Genomic DNA, 15,224 nt, shown 5'->3' on the forward strand with positions numbered 1-15,224 from the left:
CCTGCCCTTTCCACGAGCAACCCTTCGACAGGAACTGGGTTCTGCGGATTCCGGCGGCCACCTTCGACACCATGCACTCACCCTTCCACGCTTCAAGCGCCACGCGAGCCTTGAAGCCTGCATCATGGTTCTTGCGGTTCCTCATGTCTGATCTGCTCGGAAACCAGCAGAAGTCAGATCGTAGCTTCCCTCCCTGTCCGATTTCCGGGGAGTAGCTTGCCGCGCTCGCGCCGGCTGCCGCTCCGCCAAGACATGCCGGTGTTCGCCACCGTTCCTTGTCCTGAGATTGCCTGCAGGCTACTTTGAACATGTAAATCGGGGTGCCTTGCCACTGCTTCATGCTCCGGGCGCCGGTTGCAGACGCGGATTGCTGGTCCCGGCGCTGTTCAAGAACGCGTTGATCCGCCCGGCAAGGACGCCATCAGTTGCGCAGCGGCTTGCCGGTTTCGAGCATGTGATTCATGCGGGCGCGGGTGGTGGGCTGTACGACTAGGTGCAGGAACGCCTCGCGTTCCAGCGCCATCATCTGCGTCTCGGTGATCGGGTCGGTGTGGTCGCCGCCGGTCAGAACCTGCGCCAGAAGACCGCCGATCGCGGCATCGGTTTCGGTCATCCTGCCAGCGGCGCGTTCTTCCGCGATGCGGTCGGCGATAGCCGCACGGCCCTCGGCGCCAGCCGGGGTCAGGGTCGCAGGGGCGGGTGCGACATAGCCGGAGGCCATCGCAAGAGCGCGGACCTTGGCGGCGGGCAGAAGCGCGTCGCGGTGCATCACGATGTCGTCGCCCGCACGCAAAAGCCCCAACCCGAACGCCTGCGCGGCCGAGGTCGCCGGCGCGCCGGTGCGAATGACATCAAAGGCGTGCAGTGCGGCGGGAACGGCACCGGCCGCTTGTCCCCGCAGCGTCAATTGCGTGCAGCCGCCCCATCCGGGGATCAGGCCGACCCGGATTTCGGGCAGGCCCGCGCTCAGTTCGGCATGGGCCACCACCGCATCGGCGTGCAGCATGAATTCGCAGCCGCCGCCAAGCGCAAAGCCATGCGCCGCAGCCACCACCGGCACGGGCGCGTATTTCAACTGCAAGAACAGATCCTGCCCGCGCTGCAAATAGCGGTCCAGCGCGGCCGTCCCGCCCTCGTCGATCATCCGCAGGATGAAACCCAGGTCGGCCCCGGCGGAAAACGCGCGCGGATCCTCGTTGCCCAGGACCAGCGCGCGGAAATCGTGGCCCGCGCGCGCCAAAGTCTTGTCGAGCACCTCGAAAACCTCGGGGGCGAAGGTGTTCATCTTGGTCGCCAGTTCCAGACAGGCCACATCCTCGCCGATGTCGCGCAGCCGCGCTGCGCCATTGCCCCCGATCTGCGCCGCCCCGCCCAGGATGCCGGGCGCGGCGATCGGCGCCCGCCCCTGCCCGTCGGTCCGAAGCGGCTGACCGTCGCGATAAAAGCCGCCCTGCGCCGCGGCAGCGGCCAGAAGCCGAGGGATCTCGCGTCCCTCAGCGGTCATGCGTGCGGCCAGTGCCGCCACTCCGGCGCGATCGGCCAGACGGAACGGCCCCTCGCGCCAGGAATAGCCAAGCACCACGGCCGTATCGATCGTCTCGACATCATCGGCAATGTCGGGTCCGTTCTGCGCGGCATAGGCCACCACATGCGACAGGACCGAGAACGCATAGCGCCCCAGCGGGCCATCGTCGGCCAGAAGGGCGGCCAGATCACGCCCGTGGCCGGGCAGCGCACCCGCAGCCGCCTCGGCCCGGTATTGGCCGGTGGCCAGGTCCAGCGCCTCGCGCGTGCCCTTGGGCGATTTGCGATAGAATCCCTGGCCGGTCTTGCGCCCATGCCGCCCCTCGGCCACCATCGCGCGGAACAGCGCATCCCCGGACAGGTTGAACGCCTGCAGCCCGTCGCCTGCGGGCAGCGTTGCATGAAGGCTGCCCCATACATGCGGCACCAGGTCGATTCCGATCAGGTCGAACAGGCCAAAGACCCCGGTGCGCGGGATGTCGAAGGCGGCGTTGACGGCATCGGCCTGTTCGACGGTCAGTCCCAGGTGCGCCGCCTCGAGCGCGGCGACGGCCATCCAGTAACAGCCGATCCGATTGGCGATGAAGCCGGGCGTGTCGCGGCAGATCACCACCGTCTTGCCCAAAATCGCCCGGTTCGCCGCATCGGCGCGCGCCAGCAGAGCCGCGGGTGTTTCCGGGGCCGGGACGATTTCGACCAGCCGCATCACGCGTGGAGGATTGAAGAAATGGGTGACGATGAAATCGCGCGCGAACGCCTTGCCCAAGCCTTCGACCAGATCGCCGCGCAGGATCGTCGAGGTGTTCGACGACACGATGGAACCGGGCCGGCGCACCGCGTCGATACGGCGGTAAAGGTCGCGCTTGATGCCCAGGTCCTCGATCACCGCCTCGACGATCCAGTCGGCCTCGGCCAGGCGGTCCAGGTGATCCTCGACGTTGCCGGGGCGCACCAGCGCCGCCGCCTCGGGGACCATGAAGCCGCCTGCCTTCAGCTGGCGGGCGATGCCGCCCTCGGCCAAGGCGATGCGGGTGTCGCCGCCCGGCATGTCCAGCAGGTCCACCGGGATCCCGGCATTGGCGAATTGCGCCGCGATCCCCGACCCCATCGAACCCGCGCCGATCACCGCCGCCCGGCGCACGCCGGTTTCCGCCGCGCCAAGCGCCACCGGCGCCGCATCCCCGAATGGCTTGTTCATTCCCGTCCCCCCATCGTCACTGTCAATTCCCCGCAAGAACCGGACCGTGCTTGCCAAACAGGCTTTCCAACGCGTCGCGCGCTCCTATGCAGTTGACCAGCCCGACGGTGAAAGCGCGGGCGAGCCATGCCGCCCGCTGCCTCGCACAGGACCGGCATCGCCATCACAGCCGCTCGATCGCCAGCGCGATGCCCTGACCGCCGCCGATGCACATGGTGATCAACCCGCGCTTGCCGCCCGTGCGCTGGAGGTAATGCAATGCCTTGACGATCAGGATCGCGCCGGTCGCGCCGACCGGATGGCCAAGCGCAATGGCGCCGCCATCGGGGTTCACCTTGGCGGGGTCCAGACCCAGCTGGCGGTTCACAGCGATCGCCTGGGCGGCAAAGGCCTCGTTCGACTCGATCACGTCGAAATCCTCGACCGTCAGGCCGGTGCGCTTGCACAGCGCCTGCACCGCCGGGATCGGGCCATAGCCCATCACCTCGGGGCGGACGCCTGCCACCGCATAGCCCAGGATCCGCGCGCGGGGCGTGAGGCCCGAGGCCTCGGCCGCCTCGGCCCGCGCCAGCACCAGCGCCGCCGCGCCGTCGTTGATTCCCGAGGCATTGCCCGCCGTCACCGTGCCATCCTTGCGAAAGGCCGGGCGCAGACCCGCCAGCGCGTCAAGGCTGGTGGCCTTGGGGTGCTCGTCGGTGTCGAAAACCGCCGTGCCCTTGCGGCCCGCGATTTCCACCGCAACGATCTGGTCGCGGAAATGGCCCCTTGCGATCGCCGCCGCGGCGCGGTTCTGGCTTTCCAGCGCGAAGGCATCCTGATCCGCGCGGCTGATCCCCGACTCTGCCGCCACGTTTTCCGCCGTGATCCCCATGTGGCCGGTGCCGAACGGGCAGTTCAGCGTGCCGGTCAGCATATCGACCACGCCCGCATCGCCCATCTTCTGGCCAAAGCGCAGCGCGGGGATGGTGTAGGGCGCGCGGCTCATCACCTCGGACCCGCCGGCCAGCGCGAAATCGGCATCGCCCAGCATCAGCATCTGCGCAGCCGAAACGATCGCCTGCGCGCCCGAGCCGCACAACCGGTTCACGTTCATTGCCGGCACCGTGTCAGGCACCCCTGCCCGGATCGAGGCGACGCGGCTGAGATACATGTCGCGCGGTTCGGTGGTGATGACCTGGCCAAAGACCACGGTGCCGATCCGTGCGCCGCCAACCCCGGCCCGCTCCAGCGCGGCGCGGGCGACGGTGGCGCCCAGTTCGCCGGGCGTCAGGCCCGACAGGCTTCCGCCGAAACCTCCGATTGCGGTGCGCGCGCCCGACAGGATGACGATCTCGTTCATGGTTTCCTCCAAGACAGGGGCGTCCCGATTGCGCCCGGACATGAGACGGTGGCCCGGATCCTTCGCCTCGACCGGCCAGACCTTTTCGCGGTCAAGCGTGTTCCACCCATCGTTCAATCCACATCGTCGGGTGCAGGCTCTCCACCATGCCGCTGGTGAAGTCGCGCACATATCCCACATTGTTCATAACAACCGAAAAGGACGGCTCGCCGAAGGCAAGGCATGTACCCATTCGGGCAGGCTCCTCGTCGGCACGACGGCGTGGCAGGGTATCGACGCCATAGGCGCGTCTGCGCGTAGGGAATGCGCCTTTTTGCAGGATGCGCGCGGCATCCAATGCGGCATCGTCGAAGCGTTCCTCGGCCCATGCAGCAAATCCGGCGTACAGGGACAGGTCCGCCAGCGGTTCCGGGGCGTGCAGAAGGTCGCCGTGCACGTCCCAATCGTGGACCGTTACGCCGTCCACCGCCGCCTGCATCCGCGTGGCATCGTCGGGCCGGTCCGGGATCGAGATATCGATCACGCATTCGGCCCGGTCCCGTTGGGATCGGACATCCCGCACCCTGGGGCCGTCATGGAGGATCCGCACCCATGTCGGATGATAGTCGTCGTTCACGCTGCCAGTTGCGGCGCCCGACCCGGCGCGCAGTCGAACCCTGCGGCGATATGCGCCGGAGCCGTAGCGCGGATCCTTGTCATAGGGAAGCATCCGGGCCTCTCCGTGTCAGCGGCCTGTCCAGCGCGGCTGACGCTTTTCGGCAAAGGCGCGGCGGCCTTCAGCCTGATCCTCGGACATGGCATAGGCTTCGATCAGCTCGAACTTGGTCGCCAGCGCCACGTCGAGCGGTGCCGCCAGCCGCGCCAGCGCGGCGTGCCGGGCCGCCTGCACGGCAAGCGGCGATGCGGCGTTGAGCTTTTCGGCCCAAGCGGTGGCGGCGGCCATCAGGTTGGCGGGATCTTCGACCAGTTCGTTGACCAGTCCGTGGCGCCAGGCCTCGGACGCCGGCATCCGCTCGCCGGTCATGATCATTGCCAGGGCGACGCGATAGGGCAGTTGCCGGATGGCGCGATGCACCACACCACATTCCCCGATGATGCCGACCTTGGTTTCCGGCAGGCCGAACTGGGCGGTGGCGGTCGAGACGATGATGTCGGCGCAGAGCGCAAGCTCCAGCCCGCCGCCAAGCACATAGCCCTGTACGGCCGCGATAAGCGGCTTGTTCAGCGTGACCAGCGGCCCGCCGATTCCGGTCAACCCGCCGCCAAGCGCCATGCGGCCCGCCCGGTCGGTTCCGCCGCTGACATCGGCACCCACACAAAAGGCCCGATCGCCTTCGGCCGAGAGGATCGTGACCCAGATATCGGGGTCGGCATTGATCTCGGTCCAGGCGGCGAACAGCGCCTCGTCCATCTCGGGGCTGATCGCATTCAGGGATTTCGGACGGTTGAGCCGGACATGGGCGACATGCGTGTCCTTGGTGAATTCGATATCGGCCATTTCAGGCTCCTGTGTGGTGTGAGTCAGGCGGTACCGGCACCGCGGGCGATCGCGACCGAGGATGGTCCCTTGTAGGTGTCGAGCACGGCCTTGAGTCCTTCGCGCGCCATGCGCTCGCGGATCGCCAGAACGGCCGGGGACAGGTGCAGAAGCGCATCGACCTCGGCGAGGCCGTTCGTGGCGGTTCGGAACCCTGCGGCTTCTGCCGCGCGGTTGACCGACCGTTTCTTGGCCCGAAGCACGGCGGGTGGGGTAAGGGCGATGCGGGCGGCGAGTTCTTCGGCCACCTCGATCAGCCGGTCGGCGGGAACGCAATGGTTGGCCCAACCCCACTCCACCGCGGTCGGCCCGTCGATGGCATTGCCCGGCACGAAGGAAAATTCCTTGGCCCGCTTGTGGCCCACAAGCGGCACCCAGGTCGGCGCGATGAAGCCGCCACCAATGGGGATCCCCGGCTCGCCGATGCGGGCGTCGTCGGCGACCAGGGTCATGTCGGCAAAGACGCAAAGCTGCGCCCCTACCCCCATGCAGAAGCCATGCACCGCCGCGATGACAGGCTTGGGATGATCCCAGATTGCCAGCCAGCGGGCAACGTTGCCGCTCAGTCGTGCAACGTCATCTTCGGGCGCGGTGGCGCTGCCGCCGTATTGACCCAGATCCATTCCGGCGCAAAAGCCACGACCGTTGGCACGGATGCCGATCACCGGACCGCCCTCCACCGCCAGCCGCGCCAGCGCGGCCGAGAACTGCTCGAGCATCGCCCCCGACAGTGCGTTGGACTGCGCAGGGCGGTTGAAGACGATCCAGCTGATCGGACCTGCATGTTCGATCAGGATCGCGTCCTCTGCGGCCGGGTTTTCCGTCATGCGGCCCTGCCGATCGGATTGGCCGCCTTGACGTGATAGTCGGTGGTGAGGTCGGTGCGCAGTTCGCGTCGCTTGAACTTCCACGCGCCGTCGCGTTTCACGACAGTGTCGAAATACTGACCGAACAGCCAGCCGTCCGGCCGCTCTTTCATATAGCGATGGATCGCAAGCACCACCGAGCGGACATTCGCTTCAGTCGGGCTGACGAAGTCAACCACGATGTTCGAGTTGTGGTGCGACGTGGCGCGGAAATAGCTGCCGATGCCTTCGAGCGTCTTGACATAGGCGTCCTTGCCCGTGGCGCCGAAATTGGGCGCATAGCTGACCTCGCAATCATCGACGAACAGGGCCGCCAGCTCCTCGGGGTGGTTCATGTCAAGATGGAACGAATAGGTGTACATCATCCGCTCGATCGCCTGTTGTTCGATCAGACGTTCAACGCTTGTCATCTCCGGGGCAGTCACGGGTGTTCCTCCTCATAGCCGCAATCTGGAAGGCCGCCGCCGCAAGGTCGTGGGCGGTAGCCGGGCGCCCGACCGGCCACCCTCGGCGCAGACATTGCCAAAACCACGCCACCTTAGTCAACTATGATGTTGATAAAATCGCGCGTGCCGTCCAGATTGATTCATGGCCGCGGAAACAGCGGCACCCCGGGCAGAAAGGGACGGCATGAAAGCAATGGTGTGCAAGGCGTTCGGCGGGCTGGAGGATCTATCTCCCGGAATCCTCCGGGAGCCGAAGTCGGGACCGGGCGAGATCCTGATCGGGGTCCGGGCCGCCGGGGTGAACTTTCCCGATGTTCTGATCCTGCGCGGCGCCTATCAGGTGCGCCCGGCACCGCCCTTCGCACCGGGCTTCGAGGTGGCAGGCACGGTGCTGGACGGAACCGACAAGCTTCCCGCCGGCACCCGAGTCATGGCCTTGACCGCCAGCGGCCATGGCGGCTTCGCCGCAAGGGCGACGGCAAGGTTAGCCGAGGCGGTGCGCATTCCCGACGGCATGGACGACATCACGGCAGCGGGGTTCCACACCGTTTATGGCACCGCCTTTCATGCCTTGCAGGACCGGGGAGGGCTGCGCGCGGGCGAGACGCTGGTCGTTCTGGGCGCGGGCGGTGGCGTGGGCCTCGCAGCGGTCGAAATTGGCGTGGCGCTTGGCGCGCGGGTGATCGCGGTGGCAGGAGGTGCCGAAAAATGCGCCGCTGCCGTCGAACATGGCGCGCATGAGACGATCGATCATCGTGCCGAGGATTTGCGCGACAGGGTGCGAGAGATGACCGGGGGGCAAGGCGCGGATGTCTGTCTCGACGTGGTTGGGGGCGACGCCTTCCATGTCATGTCGCGATGCATGAACTGGGGCGGGCGGCTGCTGACGCTGGGCTATGCCAGCGGAACCATTCCAAGCCTGCCCGCCAATCTGCCGATGCTCAAGGGATATGCGCTGGTCGGGGTGTATTGGGGACAGTCGGTCGTGCGCGACCCTGCCGGGCACCAGCAGAACTTTGCCCGGCTGGCTGACCTGTGGCGCGCCGGGAAACTGCGCCCGAAGATCAGCCGTGTCCTTCCCTTTTCACGCGCGGTCGAGGCGCTGCGCGCGTTCGAGGCCCGCACCGTCGTGGGAAAGATCGTGTTGACGCCTGACGAATGAACCGCCGAGGGAGAGAGACCATGGATACGACAGTTCAGGTTCTTCTGGACAAGCAGGCGATACAAGAGGTCCTGTACCGCTACTGCCGCGGGGTGGACCGCTGCGACGCGGATATCGTCCGCTCTGCCTATCACCCGGACTCGACCGACGATCACGGTTACTGGAAGGGCAACGGCCACGATTTCGCAAGGTTCGTCACGGCCCGCCTGCTTGCCGCGAATTCGCAGACCACCCATTCCGTTACCAATACGCTGATCGAGGTCTCGGGCGACCACGCCTGGTCCGAGGCCTACGTGATGGTGACGCTCGTGCGACGCAGCGACGATCCGGTCGTCGTCGATGTCATGGGCGCGCGCTATCTCGACCGACACGAACGGCGTGCCGGGGAATGGCGCATCGCGCATCGGCTTGTCGTGCTGGACTGGACCAGGGTCGAGACGTGGGTACCGCGCCAAGCGCCCATCGCGCTGGACGATTTCGCCCTCGGGCAGCGCAGGGAGGCGGACCCTTTGTACGCGTGGATCCGTGCACATGGCCATGTCGTTGACCAACAGCCTTGAGGAATGCCGCCGGATCACACGTTGACGATGCCGTCATATCCGGCCTACTCAACCAAATCAGGGCAGGAATTAGTCCGGTTCGGAGACATGCTGCAGGTGACCAAGGTCGGCGAAACAAACAAACCGCGCGCCTCCAACATCTCGAAGCGGCGCAAGGCCGCGCAGGACGATGGCGGAGCCGAATACATGGCCAAACGCGCGGAACTTATCCGCGTCGCGGCGGGGCTGTTCAAGAAGAACGGCTTCGACGCGACGACCTTCAACGACATCGCCATCCATACGGGGCTGGATCGGGCGACTTTGTACTATTACTTCGGCAGCAAGCAGGAAATCTTTCAGGACGCTGTGCGCGGCGCACTGAATGGCAACCTGAAGGGGATGCAGGCGATCATGTCCGACGATTCCCGCGGGCCGTTGGAAAAGCTGCGTGCGCTGGTAGAAATGTTCATGAAGTCCTATCGCGACAATTATCCGTATTTATTCGTTTATCTCCAGCAGGACCTGAACACGATCGTCGATCAGAAAAGCGAATGGGGAAAAGAGGTCAGCGGAGAGATCCACAATATCGAGGAAGCGTTCAAATCCCTGATCCGGCAGGGAATCGCCAGCGGAGCGCTGCGCGGTGACATCCCGGTGAGCCTGGCCACCAACTCGATCTTCGGGATGCTGAACTGGACACATCGCTGGTATGATCCGGACTCTCGCAATTCGCCCGAACAGGTCGCAGACGCGTTCTGCAAGATTTTCATCGACGGGATGGCAGCGCATTGAAGCAGGCGCCTTCAAGAAATTCATGATCATCGGCATCGAAAGCGCACCATCCTTGTGATCGGTGCGAGAATGCCGATCTGATCCAAACCGACCGGGTCCATGTCAGGCCACGCCCTGATGCGGCGAGGCGGCGGCGGCGATGTCCAGTGCCTCAAGGATCGTGCGCCGGCCCGCGCCCAGCTTGACCGCGTTATCCAGGTGCAACCGGAAGCCTGGTCCGTAGCGATGGGCCGGCGTGGCATCGACAGCCAGGGAGATCAGTTCCTTCAGCACCGGCTCCACCGTGCCGGATTGCCAAGGCAGGGCGCAGTAGTCGAAGAATGCAGCAAAGCCCGGCGGGGACTGGCGCAGCAAGGCGTCAAGAAAGCCGGGCACCGCGCGCTCGAATGTCCGCCAGTAGCGGTCATTCCCCACACGGGCTTGCCACAGTGCCGTCTGCTGAGGGTCGAGCGGTCCGGACAAGGCCGCCGGGTCAGCGGCTCGCGCCAGGTCCGCGATCCGGCGCGAGCCTACCATCAGCGCATGGACCCCCAGTCCCGAGATCAGCACCAGAACCTCGTGCAGCTGCTCGGGCCGCGCACCGGTCTCCAGTGCCGCGCGGGCGCATTCCTCGGCCCGGTCCCAGACGAGAGCCGATGGACTGGCATGGACGGCAAAGCCGATCAGCGCCGCCTCGCCGGGCGATAGCGGCGCGCCATCGGGCACATCGTGCAGACGCGCCTCGGCCTGCATCCTGATGTCGGAGAGTGTCAGCATGGCGTCGTTCCTGTGCCACGGCTCATTGCGAACCATCTTGCAGCCATTGCCGCAGCACGCGCTTGTTGACCTTGGTGGCCGACATGGGCCATTCGCCCGGGCGGACAAACCGGATCTCGCGCGGGACCTTGTAACGGGCGATCCTGCCCGTGCAAAACGCGATCAGTTCCTCGGCAGTGGCGCCTTTGCCTTCTTGCAGTTCGACAAAGGCGACCGGCACCTCGTCCAGGCGCGGATCCGGCCGGCCTACCACCTCGGCGATGCGGACCGCCGGATGCCCGCACAGGAACGCCTCGATCTCGATGGCGGCGACATTCTCGCCGCCAACCTTCAGCATGTCCTTGTAACGGCCTTGAAAGATCAGGCTGCCTTCGGGCGTGCGCACATACATGTCGCCGGTGCGCAGCCAACCGTCCGCGCTCAACACCTCCGCGGTTTTCTCGGGGTCGCGGTAATAGCCCTCGGTGACGCAATAACCGCGCACCATGATCTCGCCCACCTGCCCGTCGGAAAGGTCGAGACCGGTCTCGGGATCGACGATCCGCACCTCGATCCCGGGAACCGCCTTGCCCTGGGTGGTAGCCCGCTGTGCAAGGGTTTCATCCGCGGCGGATATGGCGAAGATGCCCGAGGTCTCGGTCATCCCGCAGGCTTGCAGAAACTCGGTTTCCGGGAATTGCCGGCTCAGGCGCTCGATCATCGCTTCGGGCACGATCAGCATCATTCGGCGCAGCGTGGGCAAGTATTCGGCGCTGAAATCAGGCTGGTCGAACAGGCCCTGAAGGATGGCGGGGAACCACGGCCAAGCCATGGTCACGCCTTCGCGCCGCATCAACGCAACCGCACGCTCGGGATCGTAAAAGGTATCGGTGAGGAAGGTTGACATGGCGCCGATCGAGCCGATCAGCGGGCCGAACGCGGCGATGTGGAACAGCGGCCCGCCATTCCAGATCACGTCATGGTCGCCGACACTGAACCGGGTGCGGGCGCGCTCGGTCGTGCCGCGCATCAGCGCCTCATGGGCCAACAAGCAGCCCTTGGGGTTCGAGGTGGTGCCCGAGGTATAGAGAATCATCGCGATGTCGCGGACGCGCACACGGGCGCGCAGTTCGCTGACGGTATCTCTGGATACGGTTTCGGCCCTCGCGTCCAATGTGTCGCGCCCGACAAAACCGGGACGACCGCTGCCGGTCAACAGCGCCGCCACCCGAAGTGCCGGTGCCTCTGGCAAAGACAGCGCAGTGGGGTCGGTGGCCTGCTCCAACGAAGGCAGCGCATCCGTCAGAAGCTCGGTGAAGCTGACATATTCGTCGTCACTGGAGGTGGTCAGGATGGCGCGAAGTTCGGCATTGACGACAATATGGCGGATTTCCACCGCCCGATGGCGGGCGTTGATCGGCACCACCACGCAGCCCAGCAACAGCGCGCCAAACAACCCTTCGAGGAATTCGACGCTGTTGGCGGCAAGCAGGCCAACATGATCGCGTGGACCGATGCCCAAAGCCACCAGACCACGCGCGAACCGTTCAGCCCCGGTCAGCAGTTCGGCATAGCTGCAACGCCGGTTCGGAAACACAACTGCATCTCGGTCGGGGCGCAACGTGGCGGCCCGCACCAACAGATCCCCCAGAGGCAAGACCTCGCTCCAACACTCCTTGGCCATAACCCCCTCCCCTTCCTGAAGCCATTTCGTCATGGATGTCATAGCCCCCGTCAAACCTCCGGCTCATTTGTTTCGGGCGGCAAGAGTGCTGCTGACTCCTCGGTGCCACCATCGCGCTCCTCCAACAGACGCTTATGAAGAATTTGCGCAAAACGCCTTGATCTGTCAACGCTATGGTTGACTATCCCATCTTCCATTGTCGGATTTTGTCCCGGGCAGGCTGCTGAGGATCCATCGGCGCGAGTCCGCCGGATCGATCACCGCGTCGAGTTCCATCGACGCGGCAACACTGGTGGCCTTGCCGCGTTGCCATGCGTCAGCAACCAGCCGATCAAACAGCGCCCGGCGGGCTTCGGGGTCAGGGGCGGCATCCAGTTCCGCGCGATAGCCCAGCCGCACGGCGCCCTCGATCCCCATGCCACCGAACTCGCCGGTGGGCCAGGCGGCGGTGGCAACGGGGGCATGGAACGAGCCACCGGTCATCGCCATCGCCCCAAGCCCATAGCCCCGCCGCACCAGCAACGCGACCAGCGGAACCGACAGGTTGGCCGCGACCGTGAACAGATGTGCCGAGCGGCGAACCAGCCCAGCCTTTTCTGCTTCGGGACCCACCATGAAACCGGAGGTGTCGCACAAACTCAGCACCGGCAGACCGAAGCGGTCGCACATTCCAAGGAAACCGGCGGCCTTCTCGGCCCCTTCGGCGTCGATCGCTCCTGCCCCAAACAGAGGGTTGTTGGCAAAGACGCCAAGTGGCCTGCCCTCGATGCGGATCAAGGCAGTGACCATGCCGGGGGCATGGCCTGCACGAAGCTCGGTCACGGAAGCGGTGTCGGCCAGCAGCACGATCAGGTCGCGCATGTCATAGGCCCGGCGGCGGTCGGCAGGGATCGCGGCGCGCAGATGGCGCTGGTCGGCACATTCCCAATCGCGCAGGCTTCCCTGAAAATACCCCAGAACCCGTCGCGCGGCGGCAATCGCACCCGCCTCGTCTTCCACGACGATGTCTATCACTCCGTTGGCGGCCTGGATCGGGACAGGGCCGATCTCCTCGGGGCGCACCCGTCCCAGGCCTGCGCCTTCGATCATCACCGGACCGGCCATGCCGATCGTGGCATCTTCTGTGGCGATCAACACGTCACTGCAACCGGCAATCACTGCGTTGCCGGCGAAGCAACGCCCGGAAACGACCGCGATCCGCGGCACCAGACCGTCCAGTTTGGCGAACTGCCAGAACCCCGTCATGTCCAGGCCCGTCGCCCGCGTAGCATCGTCCACGTCCCCCGGCCGCCCGCCGCCACCTTCGGCCAGGGCAATGACCGGCAAGCGCTGATCGCGTGCCACCGTCAGCAAACGACGCAGTTTCTTGTGGTTCATCAGTGACTGGGTGCCGGCCATCACCGTGTAATCATAGGCGAACACCATGCAATTCGCCGCCTCGGGGCCGAACAGGTCTCCGTTCACCAGCGCCCGCCCGCCGACCATCCCGTCCGCCGGGGTGGTGCGTTTCAGCTCTTCGACCGGGCGGCGCATTCGCTGGGCAGCAAAGATCAGCGCACCGTATTCCAGCAGGCTGTCCGGGTCGCACAGGTCGGCGAGGTTCTCACGCGCGCTGCGCTTGCCGGCCGCATGTCGCCGGGCGATTGCCTCGGGGCGCGCTGCATCCAGCGTCAGCGCGTGGTCGGCCAGACAGGCCGCCAGATCGGGGCGTATGGCTGTGGAAACCTGAACCGTTTCCTCGGCCGCGGCAGGGCTTTCGCCATCCGGGTCGATCCACACCAATGGCGCATTTTCCCCGACCGTTTCGCCAACGCGTCCCAACACCGCGCGCACGGTACCGCCTTCGGGGGCGGTGATGACATGCTGCATCTTCATGGCCTCGACCACCGCGACCACCGCACGCGGAGCGATTCGTTCGCCCGGCTGCGCGGCGATCTCGACCACCAGGCCGGCCATCGGCGCGCGCAACGCGACACTGCCTTCAAACCCGGACGCCACCGGGTACTCGGGGACAGCTTCACCAGTCGCGATGTCAGCCAGGATGCGGGCGACAAACTGGGTATCCACGCCATACGTGGCAACCTCGGGCCGAGCCAGCAGCGCGCCCAGCAAGGCGGCGTTGCTGTCCACCCCCGTCAGCCTGAAGTCTTCCAGCGCCACGCGCGCGCGCCGCAGCGCATGTCCGAAATCGGGACTGCCAGAGTGCGCCACCAGTTTCGCAAGCAGGGAATCGTAGCGCGGGTTCACCATGCCGCCCGCGAAAGCAGCCGTATCAACCCTGATGCCTGGCCCGGCGGGCAGGTCGAGCCGCTCGATCCGCCCTGACCCAGGCCGGACGCTGCCATCCGCGCGGATGGTCTCGGCGTTGATCCGCAGCTGAACGGCATGACCGCGCGGCGCGGGCCGCTGACCTGTTCCAAGCCCGATGGCGTCCAGGGACATCCCGGCGGCGATCCGGATCTGAGCCTGCAGCAGATCGACGCCGGTCACGGCCTCGGTCACGGTATGCTCGACCTGAAGACGGGGATTGACCTCCATGAAGCTGAACCTCATCGCCGCAGGCTCGATCAGGAACTCGACGGTGGCCAATCCACGGTATGCCACCGCCCGGCCGATAGCCTCGGCCGTAGCCAGCAGACGGGCGCGAAGGTCAGGCGCGAGGAACGGTGCCGGTGCGATCTCGATCAGCTTCTGCTGGCGGCGCTGCAGGGTGCAGTCGCGGTCCCACAGATGAATGACCTCCTGACCGTCGCCCAGGATCTGCACCTCGACATGGCGGGCGCCTTCGGCCATTCGCTCGACCATCAGGGCGCCATTGCCGAATGCTGATTGCGCCTCGGCGGCGCAGGTCGCGAAAACCTCCGACAGTTCGCCCGCGCTGCGGACGATGCGTATGCCGCGCCCGCCACCGCCTGCCACCGCCTTGAGCATCACTGCCGCGCCTTCGGGCTGGTTATCCAGGAAAGCCAGCGCCTGATCGAGATCGACTGGTCCGGGCGATCCTTCCATCACCGGGATGCCCAGCGATTGCGCCAGCGCCCGCGCACGCATCTTGTCGCCCAACAGGTCGAGCGTCTCGGGTGCCGGACCGATGAACACCAACCCGGCGGCCGCGCAATCCTCTGCAAACCCAGCATTTTCGCTGAGAAAGCCGTAGCCGGGGTGCACCGAATCGCAGCCGGTTTGCAGCGCCGCCGAGATCAGCGCCCCCTTGTCGAGATAGGCCGACACGCCAGCGCCGGGAAGGTCCGCCACCGCGTCCGCCACCGCCGCATGGCGCGAGTCACGGTCGTCGGCGGGGCAGACCGCGACAGTCTCGATCCCCATTTCGGCGGCGGCACGGGCGATCCGCACCGCCACCTCGCCGCGATTGGCGATCAGAAGGCGCGTGAACACCGCGGT

General features: G+C 66.1%; 12 protein-coding genes. 3 read left to right on the forward strand and 9 right to left on the reverse strand.

Translation table 11 applies throughout. From position 1 onward, the window contains the following. Positions 1-421: 421 nt before the first annotated feature. The 6 genes from GIY56_RS08285 to GIY56_RS08310 all read right to left on the reverse strand — a co-directional run bounded on the left by GIY56_RS08285 (position 422) and on the right by GIY56_RS08310 (position 6,889). Positions 422-2,722 carry a 3-hydroxyacyl-CoA dehydrogenase/enoyl-CoA hydratase family protein gene (locus tag GIY56_RS08285; RefSeq protein WP_154764335.1) on the reverse strand — a complete coding sequence of 767 codons (2,301 nt, stop codon included), beginning with the start codon at positions 2,720-2,722 and terminating at the stop codon, positions 422-424. A 163-nt stretch (positions 2,723-2,885) separates the two neighbouring features. Continuing rightward, the gene (gene bktB, locus GIY56_RS08290) at positions 2,886-4,061 is read right to left on the reverse strand and encodes a beta-ketothiolase BktB (protein ID WP_154764336.1); all 1,176 of its coding nucleotides are present in this window, start codon (positions 4,059-4,061) and stop codon (positions 2,886-2,888) included. 91 nt (positions 4,062-4,152) lie between these two features. Continuing rightward, the gene (locus tag GIY56_RS08295; RefSeq protein ID WP_154764337.1) at positions 4,153-4,770 is read right to left on the reverse strand and encodes a hypothetical protein; all 618 of its coding nucleotides are present in this window, start codon (positions 4,768-4,770) and stop codon (positions 4,153-4,155) included. A 15-nt stretch (positions 4,771-4,785) separates the two neighbouring features. Beyond that, positions 4,786-5,559 (reverse strand): enoyl-CoA hydratase-related protein, encoded by a 774-nt coding sequence (locus tag GIY56_RS08300; protein WP_154764338.1) that lies wholly within the window; start codon positions 5,557-5,559, stop codon positions 4,786-4,788. A 23-nt stretch (positions 5,560-5,582) separates the two neighbouring features. Next, positions 5,583-6,425, reverse strand: coding sequence for an enoyl-CoA hydratase/isomerase family protein (locus GIY56_RS08305; protein WP_154764339.1), 843 nt, complete (start codon positions 6,423-6,425; stop codon positions 5,583-5,585). Next, positions 6,422-6,889, reverse strand: coding sequence for a nuclear transport factor 2 family protein (locus GIY56_RS08310; RefSeq protein ID WP_328288480.1), 468 nt, complete (start codon positions 6,887-6,889; stop codon positions 6,422-6,424). The genes GIY56_RS08305 and GIY56_RS08310 overlap by 4 nt, the downstream gene beginning before the upstream one ends. A 205-nt stretch (positions 6,890-7,094) precedes the next feature. On the opposite strand from GIY56_RS08310, the gene GIY56_RS08315 reads away from it, so the two are divergent. From GIY56_RS08315 to GIY56_RS08325, 3 genes are read left to right on the forward strand one after another with little or no spacing between them, the layout of a single operon-like run. After that, positions 7,095-8,072 (forward strand): NADPH:quinone oxidoreductase family protein, encoded by a 978-nt coding sequence (locus tag GIY56_RS08315; protein ID WP_154764340.1) that lies wholly within the window; start codon positions 7,095-7,097, stop codon positions 8,070-8,072. Positions 8,073-8,092: 20 nt separating this feature from the next. Beyond that, positions 8,093-8,632 carry a nuclear transport factor 2 family protein gene (locus GIY56_RS08320; RefSeq protein WP_154764341.1) on the forward strand — a complete coding sequence of 180 codons (540 nt, stop codon included), beginning with the start codon at positions 8,093-8,095 and terminating at the stop codon, positions 8,630-8,632. Between the two features lie 3 nt (positions 8,633-8,635). Next, positions 8,636-9,403, forward strand: a complete 768-nt coding sequence (locus tag GIY56_RS08325; RefSeq protein ID WP_154764342.1) for a TetR/AcrR family transcriptional regulator — start codon at positions 8,636-8,638, stop codon at positions 9,401-9,403. Between the two features lie 102 nt (positions 9,404-9,505). Here GIY56_RS08325 and GIY56_RS08330 read toward each other — a convergent pair whose 3' ends face one another. From GIY56_RS08330 to GIY56_RS08340, 3 genes are all read right to left on the reverse strand, one after another. After that, positions 9,506-10,159: a carboxymuconolactone decarboxylase family protein gene (locus GIY56_RS08330; RefSeq protein ID WP_230312365.1), complete on the reverse strand. Its 654-nt coding sequence runs from the start codon at positions 10,157-10,159 to the stop codon at positions 9,506-9,508. Positions 10,160-10,181: 22 nt separating this feature from the next. Beyond that, on the reverse strand, positions 10,182-11,855 hold the full coding sequence (locus GIY56_RS08335; protein ID WP_230312366.1) for a class I adenylate-forming enzyme family protein: 1,674 nt from the start codon (positions 11,853-11,855) through the stop codon (positions 10,182-10,184). A gap of 138 nt (positions 11,856-11,993) precedes the next feature. Beyond that, complete coding sequence (locus tag GIY56_RS08340) at positions 11,994-15,218, reverse strand: acetyl-CoA carboxylase family protein (RefSeq protein WP_328288481.1); 3,225 nt, start codon at positions 15,216-15,218, stop codon at positions 11,994-11,996. Between the last annotated feature and the right edge of the window lie 6 nt (positions 15,219-15,224).

The organism is Paracoccus lichenicola, assembly GCF_009708075.1.
Lineage (GTDB): Bacteria > Pseudomonadota > Alphaproteobacteria > Rhodobacterales > Rhodobacteraceae > Paracoccus > Paracoccus lichenicola.